This window comes from Gordonia sp. CPCC 205333, assembly GCF_048537885.1.
In the GTDB taxonomy this organism is placed as follows: domain Bacteria; phylum Actinomycetota; class Actinomycetes; order Mycobacteriales; family Mycobacteriaceae; genus Gordonia.
The window spans coordinates 341,731-359,882 of the sequence record NZ_JBCLVI010000003.1 but is presented as its reverse complement, the minus strand read 5'-3'; the positions used below and the strand labels follow the sequence as shown (position 1 = coordinate 359,882).

Below are 18,152 nucleotides of genomic sequence, written 5' to 3'. Positions count from 1 at the left end.
GCGCACACATCGGGCGTGCTGACCTGTTTGAATGGAGCAATCCCTATCGGCCGCGCGCACGCGTGGGTAGCGGGGATGAGACCAGTTGACGGCAGCCGTGGCGCGCGGCACTAGCGGAGGACACCCAATGACCGATTCGGACGCAACTACCCCTGAAGACACCTCGGCCACTCCGTCCGCCGCACCCAAGCCGCGACCGAAACCCGGCCCCAAGCCGGGCCCGCGACCCGGTCCGCAACCCACAGCCGCTTCGGCCGTAAGCCATCCGGCGCCGCATCCGGTCCCGCACGGCGACGTCCATAAATTCGGCCGCGTCGACGACGACGGCGGCGTCTGGCTGATCACCGCATCCGGTGAACGGCAGGTCGGTTCATGGCAAGCCGGCGATGCCGAGCAAGGACTCGCCCACTTCGCCCGTCGGTTCGACGATCTGGCCACCGAGGTCGAAATCCTCGAAGAGCGGTTGGCCGCACGCTCGGGTGATCCGCGCAAGACACAGGTCGCTGCCGCGCACCTGCTCGAAACGCTTCCCGAAGCCGCTGTCGTCGGCGACGTCGACGCACTTGCCGCACGATTGGCCTCGATCACCCAGACGGCAGACGATGTCGCCGCGTCGGTGAAAGCCGAACGCGAGCAGGCCCGAACTGAGGCGATCGCGAAGAAGGAAGAACTCTGTACCGAGGCCGAGGCGATCGGTTCAGACTCGAACCAGTGGAAGGCATCGGGCGACCGGCTGCGGGCCATCCTCGATGAATGGCGGGCAGTCAAAGGCATCGACCGTAAGACCGACGATGTGCTGTGGAAGCGCTACGCCAAAGCACGCGATGCCTTTAATCGACGTCGAGGTGCACATTTCGCCGAACTCGACCGCGAACGGGCCGGCGCGAAGGTTCGCAAGGAAGAATTGATCGAGCGCGCACAGGAACTGTCGTCGTCGACCGATTGGGGTCCGACCGCGGGTAAGTTCCGAGATCTCCTCACTGAATGGAAAGCCGCCGGTCGCGCGCCTCGGGATACCGATGATGCGCTCTGGCAGCAGTTCAAAGCGGCTCAGGATGTGTTTTTCGCCGCCCGCAACGCGGTGACCGCGGAACGAGATACCGAGTTTTCCGCGAATGCCGACGCCAAACGTGAATTGCTCGATGCCGCCGAGCGTTCAATCGATCCGGCCGCCAACCTTGAGGCCGCTCGCCGCGAGTTCCGCAGTTTCCAGGCGCGCTGGGATGAACTGGGGAAAGTTCCGCGTGAACAGATGCAATCACTGGAAGGCCGGGCGCGGGCAATCGAACGTCGAATCCGCGATGCCGAGCAGACGCACTGGCAACAGTCCGACCCCGAGGCGCAGGCGCGCGCGGCCCAATTCGCCGAGCGGGCAGCCCAATTCGAGGATCAGGCGCGCAAAGCTGAGGAGCGCGGCAAAGCGTCAGACGCCCGTAAGTTACGTGAGCAGGCCGAACAGTGGCGCCAGTGGGCTGACACGGCGCAAAGCGCCATCGAGAGCTGAGACGAAAAGCTGGGGCAGATCAGTTGGTGTTGTGACGCCGCTGCAGTTCCCGCACAGCTTCTTCGCGTTCGGCTGCCTCTGCTCGACGTTCGGCCTCCAGCGCGAGCTGGTAGCTACTGCGAGCCCAGACCAGCCGCGCCCAATGGAAACTGAGGACCATCACCGCGATCCACCCGACGATCAGGCCGATACCCACGCCCGACGGCGGAGTCTCGCCGGTGACGCCGGGCGTGTTGCGCGTCCACCAGGACAACAGTCCGGCGACTACAGCGATGAGATTGCCGCACAAGGCGATCCACGCGATGGCCCAACGTCGGGTCAGCAGCGCGAGCGTCGAGAAGCCGATGCCGAAGATCACCACGAAATAGACGAATATCCGCGAGGTGATCGCAATCCGCTCTGCCTGCGCTGCTGACGAATAGGTCAGCACGTCGAACCCGTTCGCCTTTCCGGCGTGCATCAGCACCAGCGACGCGATTGCCGCGAGTACGCCGATGGCAACCACCACTCCGCGTGCGCCCGGATCGAATTCACCGGCGACCCTGCGTTCAGCCTTTTCCAGGTCTTCGTGGAACTCCGCAAAGTCAGATTTGTCGCTCATTGGCAGCCTCCGCTACTACATGCGCTCACCGGCTCAGGTGGGCGCGCTCCGATGCCCGGCATACCGAGCCCCACTCCGACCGGCGCCGTCGTAGGTGTGGTCTTCGCCTCGTAGGAATCGCCGGCTCTCGTCTGGCGATGAGTAAGAACGCCACCGTCGGCGATCAAGTGGTGCGGCGCGGCCGAGGTAATCGTCGTTGTGACGTAGTCACCCGGACGGATCCGTCCGGGTACATCGTCGATGACCGCAAAATGCACCAACCGTCCGTCCCGCGCGCGGCCGGTGAGACGCGCATTCTCCGCGCTCTTGCGGCCGGCCGCGGAGACCAGAAGTTCCACTTCGGTGCCAACAAGTGTCGTGTTTTCGGCCAGACATACCGACTCCTGCAAGGCGATCAGACGCTGGTAGCGATCCTTCACCACTTCCGGTGGTACCTGGCCGTCCATCGTCGCGGCGGGAGTCCCCGGCCGCTGCGAATACTGGAAGGTATAGGCACTCGAAAAGCGTGCGGCGGCAACAACTTCGAGGGTCTGCTGGAAATCTTCTTCGGTCTCCCCCGGGAATCCGACGATGATATCGGTGGTGATCGCCGCATGTGGCATCACCGCGCGCACCCGATCGATGATGCCGAGAAACTTCGTCTTGCGATAGCTGCGGCGCATCGCGCGCAGGACACGGTCAGACCCCGACTGCAGCGGCATATGCAGCTGTGGACAGATATTCGGCGTCTGCGCCATCGCCTCAATGACGTCGTCGGTGAACTCCGCCGGATGGGGCGACGTGAAGCGCACCCGCTCGAGTCCGTCGATCGTGCCGCATGCACGCAGCAAATCGGCAAATGCCCCGCGATCACGGCCCAGTTCGGGATCGGCGAACGACATACCGTACGCGTTCACGTTCTGCCCGAGCAATGTCACTTCACTGACGCCCTGATCGACGAGGGCTTGAACTTCGGCGAGGATATCGCCGGGACGGCGATCAACTTCTTTCCCGCGTAGCGACGGCACGATGCAGAAGGTACAGGTGTTATTGCAGCCCACCGAGACCGACACCCATCCTGAATACGCTGAGTCTCGTTTGGCCGGCAGCGTCGAGGGGAACTGTTCCAGCGACTCCAGAATCTCGACCTGCGCCTGCGAGTTATGCCGGGCGCGGTCCAACAACGCCGGCAACGACCCGATATTGTGCGTACCGAACACGACGTCGACATAGGGCGCTTTCGACAAGACGGTGTCCTTGTCCTTCTGCGCGAGGCAACCGCCGACCGCAATCTGCATGTCGGGCCGGTCGTGTTTCTGCGGAGCGAGATGTGACAGATTGCCATAGAGCTTGTTGTCCGCATTCTCTCGAACGGCGCACGTGTTGAAGACCACCAAATCTGGTTCGTCGTCGTCCCCGGCGGCCACGTAGCCCGCGTCCTCCAACAGCCCCGAGATCCGCTCGGAGTCGTGGACATTCATCTGGCACCCGTAGGTTCGCACCTGATAGCGGCGCGGCGCGGACAACTGACTACTCACTTATCCCAGGGTACGTGAGCAAACCAAATCGATTCCGGGGGCAACCGCCCCGGCATCGTCAGGGGCGACGTCGGCGACGAATGTAAACATTGCGGTGCCAACCTCCGCGTTGCGCGCGTTGCTGAGCCCCCCGCGCAGTAATGTGACCAGATATGACCGCTTCGCCCACCGATGACACCTCCGTCAAGGCCGCCGACGGCCCACCGAAATCGATGATCTCGATGCGAAATGTGCAGAAGCACTTCGGATCACTTCACGTACTCAAGGACATCAACCTAGAAGTCCCCGCGGGACAAGTCGTTGTAGTCCTGGGACCGTCCGGCTCAGGCAAATCGACGCTCTGCCGCACCATCAATCGCCTGGAACCCATTGACAGCGGCGACATCTCGATCGACGGCCGACAATTGCCGTCGGAGGGACGTGACCTGGCCAAGCTGCGCGCCGACGTAGGCATGGTCTTTCAGTCCTTTAACCTGTTCGCGCACAAGACGATTCTGCAGAATGTCATTCTCGCGCCGATCAAAGTTCGCCGAAAGTCGAAGGCGGATGCGGAGAAGCGCGGCTATCAGCTTCTCGAACGGGTCGGCATCGCCACCCAGAAGGACAAGTATCCGGCCCAGTTGTCGGGCGGACAGCAACAGCGTGTCGCCATCGCCCGGTCGTTGGCGATGGAACCGAGTGTGATGCTCTTCGACGAGCCGACGTCGGCACTCGACCCGGAGATGGTCAACGAAGTACTCGACGTCATGGTGTCACTCGCTAAAGAAGGCATGACCATGCTCGTGGTCACCCACGAAATGGGATTCGCCCGCAAGGCCGCCGATCGGATCATCTTCATGGCCGACGGCGCGATAGTCGAAGATACCGATCCGGAGAGTTTCTTCACCGCGCCGAAGTCGGAACGCGCGCGTGACTTCCTGTCCAAGATCCTGGACCACTGATGAGAACACGGAAGTCGCCGCGCGCAACCGCAGTCGCCGCGTGTCTGGTGATCATGGCTCTGGGCGGCGCGCTGCTGTCGGGTTGTGGCAGCACCGAACCGCGTAACCTCATCGATTCCATCCGTAGCGGCTCGGTTATTCTCGGCACCAAATATGATCAGCCAGGCCTCGGTCAGCGCAATCCCGACAAGACGGTGACCGGATTCGATCCGGCAGTCTCGGAGTACGTGGTCAACTACATCGCCGACCAGCAAAAGGTTCCGCACCCCAAGATCACCTGGCGCGAGACACCGTCGGCGCAACGCGAAACATTGATCGACAACGGTGAAGTCGACATGATCGCCGCGACGTATTCGATCAATGCGGCGCGATCGAAGAAGGTCGATTTTGCCGGGCCGTATCTCATCAACTATCAAGGCCTGCTGGTCCGCTCCGACGACGACTCCATCAAAACACTGACCGACCTGGAGAATGGCAAAAAGCTCTGCTCGGTGACCGGCTCTACCCCGGCCCAGAATGTCAAGAAGCAGCTTCCCGGCGTGCAGCTGCAGGAATACGACTCCTATTCCTCATGCGTTGAAGGTCTTCGACGGGGCAAGGTCGACGCTCTCACCACGGATGAGGTGATCCTGGCCGGCTATGCCAAATTCTGGGAAGGCGAATTCAAGTTGGTCGATATGACCTATCCGAATGCCTATTGCGGGTCGAAAGAATACGAAGGCGAAACGGTCGACAACTACATCAAAGCCGGCACGCCCTTCTCCACCGAGCGCTACGGCATCGGCATGGCGAAAGGTACGACTGAGGCGGTCAACGCCGTCAATGAGGCACTACGTGCGATGATGCGGCCAGAGGGGCCCGATTCCCCGTGGCAGCAGGCGTTGCGCACCAATATCGGCAACTCAACTGTTGACAAGATGATCGACCGGGTCGGAGACGGATCCACCTATAAGTTCACGCCGACCCCGGGTGATCTGGCTTTCGTCAAACCGACTCCGGGCAAGCCGTGTCCGGCCGGATCGAAATAAGGGGGCGAGCACAATGAGTGAACTCTGGTCCGAAATGGGTCCACAGCTGTGGCCCGCGTTCTGGATGACGATCAAGCTGACATTCTTCTCCGCGGTCGGCGCCGTCATCTGGGGCACCATCCTCGCCGGCATGCGAGTGTCGCCGGTACCGGTGATGCGGGGCTTCGCGACGATTTACATCAACATCGTCCGCAATACCCCACTCACGCTGATCGTGATCTTCTGCTCCTTCGGCCTCTACCAGAACCTTGGTCTGCAGTTCAGCAATCAGGTAAAGAACAACAATTTCTGGATCGCTGTTCTGGCCTTCATCCTCTACACCGCGACTTTCGTCTGCGAGACCTTGCGGTCGGGTTTCAATACCGTCCCGCTCGGACAGGCAGAAGCCGCCCGCTCGCTCGGTCTGTCCTTCCCGCAAGTCTTCGGGATCATCGTCCTGCCCCAGGCGGCGCGCACGGTGATCGGACCGATGGGCAGCGTGCTGATCGCACTGACCAAGAACACCACGATCGCCTCCGTGATCGGTGTCGCCGAGGCGTCACTGCTCATGAAGGAGGAGATCGAGAATTTCGCCGACCAGGTGATCGCGGTGTTCGTGATCATCGCCATCGGCTTCATGATCATCACCCTGACCGAGGGCCTCATCTTCGGGTACCTGGCTAAACGATTCGCGGTGAAACGATGAGCGCAGAAGCAACAGTCCTCTACGACGCGCCGGGCCCAAAAGCCCGGGTACGCAACAACATCATCGCCGTGGTCTTTGTCGCGATAGTGGTCGCGATCGCGGCTTATGTGATCATCGTCCTCGCCGACAACGGACAGCTTGACTCCGAGAAGTGGAGTCCGTTCCTCAAGGGAACGACGTGGACCACCTATGTTCTGCCTGGTCTGTGGGGAACGCTGAAAGCCGCGATCGTGTCGATCATCTTGGCGATGATCCTCGGATCCGTTCTCGGCATCGGCCGCCTGTCGGACCACCGATGGGTACGCCTAATTTCCGGCGCGTTCACCGAGGTCTTCCGCGCCATCCCGGTGCTGATCCTGATGATCTTCGCCTACTATCTATTCGCCGACTATGCGATTTTCCCATCATCACAGTTGGCTTTCGCCGCGGTGGTCACCGGATTGACCCTGTACAACGGTTCAGTCATCGCCGAGATTTTGCGGTCGGGTATTCAATCGCTTCCGCGAGGTCAGTCGGAAGCAGCTGTGTCACTTGGCCTGCGGAAGTCGCAAACCATGCGGATCATTCTGTTGCCCCAGGCGATCACGGCGATGCTGCCGGCACTGATCTCGCAGATGGTGATCGCGCTGAAGGACTCTGCCCTCGGTTATATCATCGGCTACATCGAGGTAGTTCGGTCGAGTTTGCAGTCGGCGTCGTACTACGGCAACTATCTCCCGGTGCTGATCGTCGTGGCCATCGTCATGATCGTGATCAACTTCGGATTATCGTCGCTGGCGACGTATATCGAAGGCCGAGTCCGCAGTGGTCGGCGGGGAGGCAACACTGCGACTACCGAAGAACTCGAGCTGGGTGCCACCGAGCCGCTGCCCGGGCTGAAATAGCACAACTCAACTAAACGACGTGGCGCCGAGGTTCTCCTCGGCGCCACGTCGTTTAGTCAGAGTCGGCTTCAGTTGCGCAAAGCGTCGTTCACCACATCTATAGACATCGACTGCGGATAGCCACGCCGCACCAGCATCCCAACGAGCCGGCGGAACACCTTCTCACGACCAGCTCGATCGGTCCGCGCCTGTTCCATTTGCGATGGGGTCAGCTTCTTGGCGACCAGCCCCGCGGCGATCTCTCGTTCGGCATCCGGATCGACATCGGCCAGCGCATCTTCGGCGACGGCCTTATCTATCCCCTTCGCCGCCAGTTCGTGGCGCAACGCTATACGCCCTTTGCCAGAGTTGGCATGGCGTGAGCGTACCCACTCGCTGGCGAACTCGACGTCGTCGAGCAGTCCGGCCGAATCGAGTCGACTCATCGCTGACTCCACCTCTGAGTCCTCAAACCCGCGACGCAGCAATCGCTTTCGCATCTCATCCCGACTGCGCGCGCGTGCACCGAGAAGACGCAACGCCGCGTCCCAGGCACTGGCTCTAGACTCCCCCGGAGATTTTCCCGGTGGGACTCCGTTGGCCGATGCGCGGCTACGCGGCGTCGCTGACTGAGTCATCGCTGCTCAGTTGAGCTCGATCTAGAACTCGACCGGAGCCGGGGCGACTTCGTCGGCGTCCAGCGTTGCCCCGATACCCAGCTTCTCCTTGATCTTCTTCTCGATCTCGTCGCGGATATCGGTGTTCTCCAGCAAGAACTTTCGGGCGTTCTCCTTACCCTGGCCGAGCTGATCGCCCTCGTAGGTAAACCACGAACCCGACTTGCGGATGAATCCCTCGGATACACCAAGGTCGATGAGCGAACCCTCTTTGGAGATGCCATGCCCGTAGAGGATGTCGAACTCGGCCTGCTTGAACGGCGGGGCCACCTTGTTCTTCACAACCTTCACGCGAGTGCGGTTACCGACCGCGTCGGTGCCGTCCTTCAGGGTCTCAATACGCCGAACATCCAGGCGGACAGACGAATAGAACTTCAGCGCCTTACCACCGGTGGTTGTCTCCGGCGAACCGAACATGACGCCGATCTTCTCGCGGAGCTGGTTGATGAAGACCGCGGTGGTGTTGGAGTTACTCAGCGCACCGGTCATTTTGCGCAGGGCCTGACTCATCAGGCGAGCTTGCAGGCCGACGTGGCTATCACCCATCTCGCCTTCGATTTCCGCCTTGGGCACAAGAGCGGCCACCGAGTCGATGACGAGAATGTCGAGCGCACCCGAGCGGATCAACATATCCGCGATCTCCAGGGCCTGCTCACCGGTATCGGGCTGGGATACCAGCAATGCGTCGACATCGACACCGAGTTTGGTCGCGTACTCGGGGTCGAGTGCGTGCTCGGCGTCAATGAACGCCGCGATACCGCCCTGTGCCTGAGCGTTCGCTACCGCGTGCAACGCGACGGTTGTCTTACCCGATGATTCCGGACCGTAGATCTCGACAACTCGGCCGCGCGGCAGACCACCGATGCCCAGCGCGATATCCAGTGCAATCGCCCCGGTAGGGATGACCTCGATGGGCTGGCGGCTCTCCTCGCCCAGGCGCATCACCGAACCCTTGCCGAAATTCTTGTCGATCTGGGCGAGAGCCAGATCGAGTGCCTTTTCCCGGTCATGTGACGCTGGTGCCATGTCGATCTCCTTGGTGAGGACTTAGTGGGTTATTGGTTGCCACGCTAGCGAGACCCTCTGACAACTTCGGTTTCGCCACTGTCGCCCCGCCGACATCTTGGACGTTCTCGGGGTGGATTTGGTTCCGTCGAGTTCCAACAGTAGCGAACGGATGTTCGATTGCAAACGCGACGCGCCGAAATATCGGGGCGACAGTCACCAACGATTGCGGGGCACATCGAAGTCACGGCAGAGCGCAACCCAGACGTCACGCGGATCGACACCGGCTTCAATCGCCTCAGCCGCCGTCATACCGTCCAACTCGGCCAGCACATGGTCGATAAGCATCGAACCCGCAGTTACCTCACCGAATTGGGTGTTGATCAGTTCGGTGAATTCGGTCAGACGCACGCCAGCATCCTACGTGCCCCGCCCACTCGGCGCCGACCGCGCCGCAGCCCGCTCGATCACCGGCACCGGATCAACGACCTCTGCGGCCGACGCCGCGACGCGTCGCGCAGCCGCGACGAAACTCTCATCGGCGAGTATCTCGCTGACCGCCGCCGCCAGCGACTCCGCGGCAAGCGGCCGTACCAGCCGTCCCGCACCGAGCCGTTGTACCCGACTGGCCAACTCCCACTGATCTCCCCCGCCGGGTACTGTCACCACCGGCACACCCGCGCCGAGTGCCTTGGCGAGCATCCCGTGCCCACCCCCGCAAATCACCAGATCGGCGGCGGACACCAACTCGTCCTGGCGTCCGAATCCGGCGGTCACGTTCACACAGCCCGACGCCCGGATCTCTTTCTCCGACGGCGTGGTGATACCTGAAATAGCCACGCGCACAGGGATATCCAGATTCGCCGGGGATAATGCGGTCAACGCGACCGAGGCCATGTCGGCAGCTCCTATCGCCGCGGTCGACGGCGCGACCATCACCAGCGGCTCGTCACCGGAGGGCACCGACAGCGAGTCGTCGGTCGGCTCCCACAGCAACGGCCCGATCAGATATGCGTCCGCGGGCCAGTCCGGCCGATACACCTCAAGTCCCGGCAGCGTGGCGATAAGCCGGGTGAACTCACCTGAGTCGGGCGGCAAGCCGATCGATGTCCGGGCCACGCTCCGCTGACGTCGACCACGACGGACCGCGCGGTCACTCGATGCACGCAGTACCGTGTCTCGCAGACTCCCGAGCGGGCCATCTCCACGTGCCATCCCCGCACCGATCGGCGGCAGCCCGCGCGACTGGACGTAGAGCGGATGCGGCGAACACTCCACCCAACCTATGCCGGCCAATTCCGCGGCCCAGCCGCCCGCAACGGTGATCACATCGGAGACCACCACTTGCACCCGATTGGCAACGAGAATCGGCGCCAGCGCCACTGCCATCCGAGCGGCCCGCACAGATAACTTCGCTCCGGCGTCGCCGTCGTCATCGGAGATGTCGGCGTCTAGCGCGGGAAGCTCGATTACCTGAATTCCACGTCTGGCCGCAGCGTCGAACCATCGCATACCGGTAAAGACAATCGGCGAATGCCCAACGGCGGCAAGCTTTTCCGCGAGAGCGAAGGCCGGAAAGGCATGTCCTGCCTCGGGGCCCGTGACCAGCCCGACGACCAGCGGTCGGCGAGCCGAGTCGACTGTCAGCCTTGCGCCTGGGGGTTCGCTGACGGATTCGCCTGCGGCTCAGCCGGTTTGGTGAGATTCGCGTTCCCGGACACCTGCGGAGTGGCCTGCTCACCGGCCAACGGCGCTCCGCTCATGCTGGCGCGGATCTGTTCAAGCCGGGCATGGCCCGCCATCTGCACGCTAGCCTGTTGTACCTCGGCCATCCGGCCCTGAACGGTATTGCGCGCCAATTCCGCCGACCCCAGCGCGTTGGCATAGCGGCGTTCGATCTTGTCGCGCACTTGATCCAGATTCGGCGTGTTACCCGGCACAGCCAGTTCACTCATCTGCTGCAACGACGCCGAGACTTTCTCCTGCATCTTGGCCTGTTCTAGCTGACTGAGCAGCTTGGAGCGCTCGGCGAGTTTCTGTTGCAACATCATCGCGTTGCGCTCAACCGCCTGCTTGGCTTGTTGGGCAGCTTGTAGCGACTGATCGTGCAGTGTCTTGAGGTCTTCCACGCTCTGCTCGGTAGACACCAACTGGGCGGCGAAGGCTTCAGCCGCATTGGTGTATTCCTGCGCCTTCGCCGTGTCACCGGCCGAGGTGGCCTGGTCGGCAAGGGTCAGCGCCTGACGGGTGTTGGCCTGCAACCGCTCGACCTCTTCGAGCTGGCGATTCAGCTTCATTTCGAGTTGACGCTGATTACCGATCACCGACGCCGCCTGCTGCGACAACTCTTGATGCTGACGCTGCGCATCTTCGATGGCCTGCTGGATCTGGATTCGAGGGTCGGCGTTCTCGTCGATCTTGGCGTTGCCGAGCGCCATCAAATAGTTCCACAACTTCACAAACGGGTTTGCCATGTCAGAAAGTCAACTCCATCGAAAGGACTGTCGTCGGGATACCAGCATCAAACCTAGCGCGGCGAGTAACCAGCGGTGTGATCAGGCTATCGCGATCACACCTGCTGATGCATCCGCCTGCGACCATATTCAGGCCGCGGCCAACGCGGTCGAGCGTTCCCCCGACGAGGGGGCCGGGATGACGACCTTGGTGGTCGCCATGACATCGGCAGCAGGCACTGGCCGCAGCGCCTCGCCGGCGGCGAGCAACAGATCGGCCAACTCGACGTCGAGTGCGTCGCAGATCGCCGCGAGCAATTCACTCGAGGCTTCCTTTTGACCTCGTTCGACCTCCGAGAGGTATCCGAGACTCACCCGCGCGTTGGTCGATACCTCACGCAGTGTTCGCCCCTGGTCAGTCCGCGCCTGGCGCAAGGTATCCCCTAGCGCCTCTCGCAACAGCTGTGCCATCGTGCTCTCCTGTCTCGTCGTGAAGTCCAACGCGTACGCGGTCCCCCTGGTTCCCGAACCGCCTAGACCGACTTAGTCGTCAACTTTAGTGTGTCGCCTCACGACGCCGTCGCCGACCATGCGGTTCGTGTCTGCCGAGGTTAGTCGAAACTGCCCTCCACCGCCGTGAGGCACACGCCGCATTGGTGGCGATGAATGGAGTGCGCCGCGTCACCGCATCAAGCCTCAGCGACCCGACGCACCGCTTGTCGAGTGTCGTCGCAGCGAGATCGCCTGCCAGACATATTCGATGCCGGTCACGACGGTCGCGATCACGGCGGCGATCATGAAACCCCACGCCAACCATTCCCACGGATGCGGCAACGGCAAGAGAAACAGTCCGATCGCGAGGACTTGCAACAGGGTCTTCAGTTTGCCGCCACGACTTGCCGGGATCACACCGTGACGCAGAACCCAGAATCGCAGTGCGGTGACACCCAATTCACGACCAAGAATCACCACGGTGACCCACCAGGGCAGATCGCCGAGCATCGACAATCCGATCAATGCTGCGCCAATCAGTGCCTTGTCCGCGATCGGGTCGGCGAGTTTGCCGAAATCGGTGACGAGCCCACGTTCGCGAGCGAGCCGACCATCGTAACGATCGGTCAGTGCCGCGAGTCCGAAGATCGCGGTAGTAATCAGCCGCCACAAGGTGTCGTGCCCACCCTCAACGAACAAGGTGACGATAAAGACCGGTACCAGCAGAATTCGGAAGACCGTCAACGCGTTCGCGATATTGACCACTGGGACCACGTCAACCGGATCAGCGATGTGATCGGGTTTGGCCTCCGGTACCGGCAGTCGCTCACTGACGCGCTTGTGCTCGGTCATGCGGCCGACCGACACGTCGAGAGGCCGTCGGCCGGTACACAGTCGCGCATAGTCACGTGAATAGCGTAACGACTCGACCGATGCGGCATCGCGCCGCGTGGGTAGCTGCGCCAACCGGCTGAGGTGAACATTAGGATTTCGGTCATGAGTCCAGCAGATCTGACACCAGAAAGTGCCCCCGCGTCGAATGACATCGTCGTTCGACGAGCGCGCACCTCTGATGTGCCGCAGATCAAAAGGCTCGTCGACCAATACGCTGGCCGAATCCTATTGGAAAAGAACCTGGTCACCCTGTACGAGGCCGTACAAGAGTTCTGGGTCGCCACTATCACCGACGATGGCGCAGAGCAGATCGTCGGCTGCGGCGCACTGCACGTATTGTGGGCCGATCTCGGCGAGGTGCGAACCGTCGCCGTCGACGCTTCGCGCGGGCGGCGCGGGATAGGCCACCGTGTTGTTGCCCAATTGCTCTCGGTCGCAAGAGAATTGGAACTTTCGCGAGTATTCGTCCTCACCTTCGAAACAGAATTCTTCGGCCGACACGGATTCGTCGAGATCGAGGGGACGCCGGTCACCCGGGAGGTCTACGAGGAAATGTGCCGCTCATACGACACCGGTGTCGCTGAATTCCTCGACCTGTCCTACGTCAAACCCAACACCCTGGGCAACACTCGAATGCTGGTCACCCTCAACTGATTTCACCGACAGAAGGAGCAATACGCATGGCAGTCATCGCCGTCGAATACACCTATCCGGCCGAGAAGCTGACGGTTCGGGATGAGCATCGCCCGGCACACCGCGCGTGGCTGGGTGGATTGCTGGAAGCGGGGTCGCTCATCTTGTCCGGGCCATACGCTGACGGCTCAGGTGCCCTGTTCCTGGTTCGCGCCGACGACGAAAACGCGGCGCAGGCTCTCCTGGCTGACGATCCGTTTCAGACCGCGGGCGCGGTGAGTTCCGTTCGGGCAATCGAATGGACCCCGGTGTTCGGCCCCGTGACGCCGTAGGCGCGCGCGAGGCGAAGACTGCGGGCCTAAAAGTCCGCGGTCTTCGCCCAGCGATCGTCGAAGTTATTCAGTCGACGATGGTTGACCCTTCCGAGACTTCACCAGACTCGCCACGGTGGTAATGACCAACGTTCCGATGATCACACCCAATGACAGCGGCGTCGATATCTCCGGCACCGCCACATGCTCACCGCCATTGATGAAGCCGAGCGTGTTCTCGTGCAAAGCATGTAGGACCAGTTTGACTCCGATGAAGCCAAGGATGAATGACAATCCGTAGCTGAGGTACACCAGACGATCAAGCAGGCCACCGAGCAGGAAGAACAGCTGTCGTAGACCCATCAGCGCGAACGCGTTGGCGGTGAACACGATATAGGGCTCCGAGGTGAGTCCGTAGATCGCCGGGATGGAGTCAAGGGCGAACAGAACGTCAGTGAAGGCGATGACGATGAGCACCATCAGCATCGGCGTAGCCATTCGCCGACCATTGATTCGGGTGAACAGGCGATCGCCGTCGTAGTTGTCGGATGTCCGGAGAACGCGCTTGACGAACCGCTCCAGCCGGCTCTCGCGCTCTTCCTCATGCTCGACCGGATCATCAGATTCCCGGATCAACTTGATCGCGGTATAGAGCAGGAACGCGCCGAACAGGTAGAACACCCAGCTATAGGTGCTGATCGCGGCGGCACCGACGGCGATGAACGCGCCACGAAGAACCAACGCCATGACGATGCCGAGCAGCAGGATCTTCTGCTGATACTCCTTGGGTACCGCAAATTTCGCGAAGATGATGACGAATACGAAGAGGTTGTCGACCGACAATGCCTTCTCGGTGACGTATCCGGCGAAATACTCGCCACCGGAGGTTCCGCCCCACTTCCACCAGACGAATACGCCGAATAACACGGCGATGGCGATATAGACCGCCGACCAGGTACCCGATTCTTTCAGCGTCGGCGCGTGCGGAACGCGTACGTGAGCGAAAAAATCGAAAATGAATAGTCCGAGAATCACCGCGATGGTGACAATCCAGACAATGGCAGTGACTTCCAAGGCAAACCTCCAGCGCGCAGCACCGCCGCAAGCAGCGGTGGATCTCATGCGATGCCAGAGGTCTCTCCCACCCGCGATGCGGGTCGACGTCCCGGGTCCTAAGCTCTCAGCAGCGTGATGGCACGTGCTCGGCTCGGCCGTATTGACGGGTTGCCGTTGGGGGATACTCCCCTCTCGGATCGTTCACTACCCTACCGCAGGATTCGGACATTCGCATAACGCAGCTGCGCCGCAGGTGAATTCACCTGCGGCGCAGCAACTTTCACTCAGTGTCTATTCTGATGAGTCAGGCTCGCCGCCACCATTGATCGACGCGATCACACCGGCCAGATCTTCCGGCTTCACCAAGACCTCGCGGGCCTTCGATCCTTCACTCGGCCCGACGACACCGCGAGTCTCCATCAGATCCATCAGGCGTCCTGCCTTGGCGAATCCGACGCGGAGCTTGCGCTGCAGCATCGATGTCGAGCCGAACTGCGACGAGACGACCAATTCGATTGCCTGCAGCAAGTCGTCGAGATCGTTGCCGATGTCGGCGTCGATATCCTTCTTGTCGCTGGCCTTGGCCGCGGTAACACCCTCGGTGTACTCGGGTTCGGCCTGCTCGCGGGTGTAGTCGACGACCGCCGCGATTTCTTCATCGGTAATAAACGCACCCTGCATACGAATCGGCTTGTTGGCTCCCATTGGCAGGAACAGTCCGTCACCCATGCCGATGAGTTTCTCCGCGCCTGGCTGATCGAGGATGACGCGCGAATCGGTCAGCGACGACGTCGCGAACGCCAACCGCGACGGCACATTGGTCTTGATCAGACCGGTCACAACGTCAACCGACGGTCGCTGCGTAGCAAGCACCAAATGGATACCCGCGGCGCGTGCCTTCTGCGTGATGCGAACGATCGCGTCTTCGACATCGCGCGGCGCTGTCATCATCAGGTCGGCGAGTTCGTCGACGATGGCGAGGATATACGGATAGGGCTTATATACGCGTTCGGATCCGAGCGGCGTGGTGATATCACCCGAGGCGACTTTCGCATTGAAGTCGTCGATATGACGCACCCGCGACGACTTCATGTCCTGGTATCGCTGCTCCATCTCCTCAACCAGCCAGGCCAACGCGGCCGCAGCCTTCTTGGGCTGCGTGATAATCGGCGTGATGAGGTGCGGGATCCCCTCGTATGGAGTGAGTTCCACCATCTTGGGGTCGATGAGGATCATCCGAACCTCGTCGGGCGTCGCGCGTTGAAGTAGCGACACCAGCATCGAGTTCACGAAGCTTGACTTACCCGAGCCGGTCGATCCAGCGACCAACAGGTGCGGCATTTTCGCCAGGTTCGCCGTGACGAAGTCGCCCTCAATATCCTTGCCGAGGCCGATGACCAGCGGGTGCCGATCCTTCCGGTTCTTCGACGACGACAGGACATCGGCCAGCCGAACCATCTCACGATCGGCGTTGGGCACCTCGATGCCGACCGCTGATTTACCCGGGATTGGCGCGAGTAGACGCACGTTATCCGTCGCCGCCGCATACGCGATATTGCGCTGCAGTGCGGTGATCTTCTCCACCTTCACGCCCGGCCCGAGTTCCACCTCGTACCGGGTGACGGTCGGGCCGCGGGTATAGCCGGTCACTGCGGCATCGATCTTGAACTGCTCGAGCACGCTGCCGATGCGCTCGATCATTTCGTCGTTCGCACTGCTGCCGAGTTTGGGCGGATCGCCGTCAATCAACAATGACGGCGGCGGGAGCCGGTAGGTTCCTTCCGAATCTGCCGTCGGCCTGGCCAGCGGTTCGTCATCGTCATCCTCGACGGCCGGCGTCGGTGCGGGTTTGGGGGCAGGTTTCGGCGTCGGGCGCGGTGATTCCTGAGCCGCGCGTTCGCGGGCGGCCTCGCCCGCTGTCTTACGCGGTTTCGGTGTGGACCGCGCTGCGGGCGCCGGCGCGGCGAACAGATCATCGGTGTCATCGCTGATCGGCTCGGTGACCATATCCGGTGACACTGGAGTCCGACGGCGGCCACCAATCGGCTCGGTGGCCAGGTCAGCAAGGATGTCTGCAGCACCGGTCGGGGTCGGCGCGGCCCTACGGCTGCGACGTCGCCGGGCGGGCTCTTCGTCGGGCGGATAGTTGTCATAGGGATCGGTCGAGCGCTCCGAGCCAGCTCTGGCCGCATTTCGACCGTAGTCGTTGGCGACGTCGAAGTCCTCGGCGTCTTCGGGTCCGTCGGCATCCAATTCCCGGTCATCGTGATCGGCGTCGTAATCGTCGTACGCGTAGTCATCCTCTGCGTAATCGTCGTAGTACTGATCGTCGTGGATCAGACCGAGGTAGCCGGCGACGGCGTCGACAACTTCACGTACCGTCCGACCCGACAGCAACAAACCGCCAAATAGCATGCACAACAAGAAGATCGGTACCGAAATCCACTCGGTGACCGCGTTCGTCAGCGGAGTTCCGACGACGAAGCCGAGATAGCCGCCCGCGTCAGAACGGGCGTCGAGTCCACGTGGCGATCCTGCAATCAGGTGAATCAGACCGAGTAATGGCGCCGCGATGAGCAGACTCGCGCCGATGTAATGCGGCCGACGTCGCGGATTGGGCGGTCGACGCATCAACATGATGCCAAGGGCAACGAGCGCAACCGGCACCGCGATCGCGACGACCCCGACAATCGAGCGAACCAGGGTGTCGATGAACGCACCCGCCGGTCCAGCCGCCGAGAACCAGACACCAGCTGCGATCACCACCGCCACGACAATCAGCGCGAGGGCCGCTCCGTCACGACGATGGGAATGCCCTTCGGCACCGGCGGGTACGCGTCGCACCCCGGAATGCGAGTCCCGCGGCGAGGGTTGATCGAGAAATTCGTTCTCGTCCTCGTCGAAAGGGATCTCGTCGTAGTCGTGTCGGTCGTCGACACCACGTCCGGAGCCCATGCGTGCGATGCTGCCAACGCCGCGAGCCAACAATGTCCACCCTGCGCCGAGACCACGGCCCGCCGACGCCGCGACCGAAGGCCTGCGGTGATGAATATCAGCCGACGCCGTGCTGACGCGACCCGCCGACGCCGATCGCGTCGTCGCACCTGAGCGTGGTTTGGCCGCTGCTTTGCGCGGAGCTGCCTTCGTTGGCCCGCTTTTCGTCGTCGATTTGGCAGATGCCTTCGACTTCGCTGTCGTCGAGGTTGATTTACGTGCGCCGCCGCGTTGAGTGCCGCCGGCTGATCGCGTGCCAGACGTACCACGGGCGCTCGAACCACGGGTTCCTCCGGCAGATGAGCGCGCACCAGCGCGAGCGGTTGCTTTCGAAGCCATGCCGACAGACTAGTCTCTCAGGTTCACTTCAGTCACACCCGCAACACCCGGCACGGTCGGCCGTGTCGCTTTCGTGACATCAGGAGGATCTTCTTACTGAAGTCTGCTGTTTCATCTGATGCGGGGTGAATACGCCCTCGCACTATCTGAACAGGCAGT

18 protein-coding genes are annotated in these 18,152 nt (G+C 61.8%); 7 read left to right on the top strand and 11 right to left on the bottom strand.

From position 1 onward, the window contains the following. Positions 1–127: 127 nt before the first annotated feature. A complete protein-coding gene (locus AAFP29_RS11890; RefSeq protein ID WP_419217573.1) occupies positions 128–1,504 on the top strand; it encodes a DUF349 domain-containing protein in 1,377 nt (458 codons plus the stop codon). A gap of 19 nt (positions 1,505–1,523) precedes the next feature. On the opposite strand, the gene AAFP29_RS11885 is transcribed toward AAFP29_RS11890, so the two are convergent. Further along, on the bottom strand, positions 1,524–2,105 hold the full coding sequence (locus tag AAFP29_RS11885) for a hypothetical protein (protein ID WP_419217572.1): 582 nt from the start codon (positions 2,103–2,105) through the stop codon (positions 1,524–1,526). After that, positions 2,102–3,622, bottom strand: coding sequence for a tRNA (N6-isopentenyl adenosine(37)-C2)-methylthiotransferase MiaB (gene miaB, locus AAFP29_RS11880; protein WP_419217571.1), 1,521 nt, complete (start codon positions 3,620–3,622; stop codon positions 2,102–2,104). The genes AAFP29_RS11885 and miaB overlap by 4 nt, the downstream gene beginning before the upstream one ends. A 212-nt stretch (positions 3,623–3,834) precedes the next feature. Between miaB and AAFP29_RS11875 the strand changes: the two genes are divergently transcribed. From AAFP29_RS11875 to AAFP29_RS11860, 4 genes are read left to right on the top strand one after another with little or no spacing between them, the layout of a single operon-like run. Continuing rightward, positions 3,835–4,563 (top strand): amino acid ABC transporter ATP-binding protein, encoded by a 729-nt coding sequence (locus AAFP29_RS11875; protein WP_419218082.1) that lies wholly within the window; start codon positions 3,835–3,837, stop codon positions 4,561–4,563. Continuing rightward, the gene (locus AAFP29_RS11870) at positions 4,563–5,591 is read left to right on the top strand and encodes a glutamate ABC transporter substrate-binding protein (RefSeq protein ID WP_419217570.1); all 1,029 of its coding nucleotides are present in this window, start codon (positions 4,563–4,565) and stop codon (positions 5,589–5,591) included. The genes AAFP29_RS11875 and AAFP29_RS11870 overlap by 1 nt, the downstream gene beginning before the upstream one ends. A gap of 13 nt (positions 5,592–5,604) precedes the next feature. Next, a complete protein-coding gene (locus tag AAFP29_RS11865; RefSeq protein WP_419217569.1) occupies positions 5,605–6,276 on the top strand; it encodes an amino acid ABC transporter permease in 672 nt (223 codons plus the stop codon). Further along, the gene (locus AAFP29_RS11860) at positions 6,273–7,160 is read left to right on the top strand and encodes an amino acid ABC transporter permease (RefSeq protein WP_419217568.1); all 888 of its coding nucleotides are present in this window, start codon (positions 6,273–6,275) and stop codon (positions 7,158–7,160) included. Before AAFP29_RS11865 ends, AAFP29_RS11860 begins: the two co-directional genes overlap by 4 nt. Before the next feature lie 68 nt (positions 7,161–7,228). Here AAFP29_RS11860 and AAFP29_RS11855 read toward each other — a convergent pair whose 3' ends face one another. The 7 genes from AAFP29_RS11855 to pgsA all read right to left on the bottom strand — a co-directional run bounded on the left by AAFP29_RS11855 (position 7,229) and on the right by pgsA (position 12,618). Continuing rightward, on the bottom strand, positions 7,229–7,777 hold the full coding sequence (locus tag AAFP29_RS11855; protein ID WP_419217567.1) for a regulatory protein RecX: 549 nt from the start codon (positions 7,775–7,777) through the stop codon (positions 7,229–7,231). Between the two features lie 21 nt (positions 7,778–7,798). Next, the gene (gene recA / locus AAFP29_RS11850; RefSeq protein WP_419217566.1) at positions 7,799–8,842 is read right to left on the bottom strand and encodes a recombinase RecA; all 1,044 of its coding nucleotides are present in this window, start codon (positions 8,840–8,842) and stop codon (positions 7,799–7,801) included. 195 nt (positions 8,843–9,037) lie between these two features. Continuing rightward, complete coding sequence (locus tag AAFP29_RS11845) at positions 9,038–9,232, bottom strand: DUF3046 domain-containing protein (protein WP_419217565.1); 195 nt, start codon at positions 9,230–9,232, stop codon at positions 9,038–9,040. A 9-nt stretch (positions 9,233–9,241) separates the two neighbouring features. After that, positions 9,242–10,441: a glycosyltransferase gene (locus tag AAFP29_RS11840; RefSeq protein WP_419218081.1), complete on the bottom strand. Its 1,200-nt coding sequence runs from the start codon at positions 10,439–10,441 to the stop codon at positions 9,242–9,244. 23 nt (positions 10,442–10,464) lie between these two features. Next, entirely contained in the window at positions 10,465–11,295 is an 831-nt protein-coding gene (locus AAFP29_RS11835) for a PspA/IM30 family protein (protein WP_419217564.1), read from the bottom strand. Between the two features lie 129 nt (positions 11,296–11,424). Further along, positions 11,425–11,745: a helix-turn-helix domain-containing protein gene (locus AAFP29_RS11830; protein WP_419217563.1), complete on the bottom strand. Its 321-nt coding sequence runs from the start codon at positions 11,743–11,745 to the stop codon at positions 11,425–11,427. A 225-nt stretch (positions 11,746–11,970) separates the two neighbouring features. Further along, complete coding sequence (pgsA, locus tag AAFP29_RS11825) at positions 11,971–12,618, bottom strand: CDP-diacylglycerol--glycerol-3-phosphate 3-phosphatidyltransferase (protein WP_419217562.1); 648 nt, start codon at positions 12,616–12,618, stop codon at positions 11,971–11,973. A gap of 144 nt (positions 12,619–12,762) precedes the next feature. On the opposite strand from pgsA, the gene AAFP29_RS11820 reads away from it, so the two are divergent. Together AAFP29_RS11820 and AAFP29_RS11815 are read left to right on the top strand one after the other, a co-directional pair. Beyond that, complete coding sequence (locus AAFP29_RS11820) at positions 12,763–13,314, top strand: amino-acid N-acetyltransferase (protein WP_419217561.1); 552 nt, start codon at positions 12,763–12,765, stop codon at positions 13,312–13,314. Between the two features lie 26 nt (positions 13,315–13,340). After that, positions 13,341–13,625 carry a YciI family protein gene (locus AAFP29_RS11815; protein WP_419217560.1) on the top strand — a complete coding sequence of 95 codons (285 nt, stop codon included), beginning with the start codon at positions 13,341–13,343 and terminating at the stop codon, positions 13,623–13,625. Positions 13,626–13,688: 63 nt separating this feature from the next. Here the strand turns inward: AAFP29_RS11815 and AAFP29_RS11810 are convergent, their stop codons facing one another. Next, complete coding sequence (locus AAFP29_RS11810) at positions 13,689–14,678, bottom strand: TerC family protein (protein ID WP_419217559.1); 990 nt, start codon at positions 14,676–14,678, stop codon at positions 13,689–13,691. A gap of 273 nt (positions 14,679–14,951) precedes the next feature. Beyond that, positions 14,952–17,993 (bottom strand): DNA translocase FtsK 4TM domain-containing protein, encoded by a 3,042-nt coding sequence (locus AAFP29_RS11805; RefSeq protein WP_419217558.1) that lies wholly within the window; start codon positions 17,991–17,993, stop codon positions 14,952–14,954. Positions 17,994–18,152 lie beyond the last annotated feature (159 nt).

Coding starts and splice junctions, on each gene's coding strand:
- AAFP29_RS11885 (WP_419217572.1), bottom strand. CDS start 2,105: ATGAGCGACAAATCTGACTTTGCGGAGTTCCACGAAGACCTGGAAAAG.
- AAFP29_RS11890 (WP_419217573.1), top strand. CDS start 128: ATGACCGATTCGGACGCAACTACCCCTGAAGACACCTCGGCCACTCCG.
- AAFP29_RS11820 (WP_419217561.1), top strand. CDS start 12,763: ATGAGTCCAGCAGATCTGACACCAGAAAGTGCCCCCGCGTCGAATGAC.
- AAFP29_RS11815 (WP_419217560.1), top strand. CDS start 13,341: ATGGCAGTCATCGCCGTCGAATACACCTATCCGGCCGAGAAGCTGACG.
- AAFP29_RS11865 (WP_419217569.1), top strand. CDS start 5,605: ATGAGTGAACTCTGGTCCGAAATGGGTCCACAGCTGTGGCCCGCGTTC.
- AAFP29_RS11860 (WP_419217568.1), top strand. CDS start 6,273: ATGAGCGCAGAAGCAACAGTCCTCTACGACGCGCCGGGCCCAAAAGCC.
- AAFP29_RS11830 (WP_419217563.1), bottom strand. CDS start 11,745: ATGGCACAGCTGTTGCGAGAGGCGCTAGGGGATACCTTGCGCCAGGCG.
- pgsA (WP_419217562.1), bottom strand. CDS start 12,618: ATGACCGAGCACAAGCGCGTCAGTGAGCGACTGCCGGTACCGGAGGCC.
- AAFP29_RS11875 (WP_419218082.1), top strand. CDS start 3,835: ATGATCTCGATGCGAAATGTGCAGAAGCACTTCGGATCACTTCACGTA.
- AAFP29_RS11835 (WP_419217564.1), bottom strand. CDS start 11,295: ATGGCAAACCCGTTTGTGAAGTTGTGGAACTATTTGATGGCGCTCGGC.
- AAFP29_RS11870 (WP_419217570.1), top strand. CDS start 4,563: ATGAGAACACGGAAGTCGCCGCGCGCAACCGCAGTCGCCGCGTGTCTG.
- AAFP29_RS11855 (WP_419217567.1), bottom strand. CDS start 7,777: ATGACTCAGTCAGCGACGCCGCGTAGCCGCGCATCGGCCAACGGAGTC.
- AAFP29_RS11805 (WP_419217558.1), bottom strand. CDS start 17,993: ATGGCTTCGAAAGCAACCGCTCGCGCTGGTGCGCGCTCATCTGCCGGA.
- recA (WP_419217566.1), bottom strand. CDS start 8,842: ATGGCACCAGCGTCACATGACCGGGAAAAGGCACTCGATCTGGCTCTC.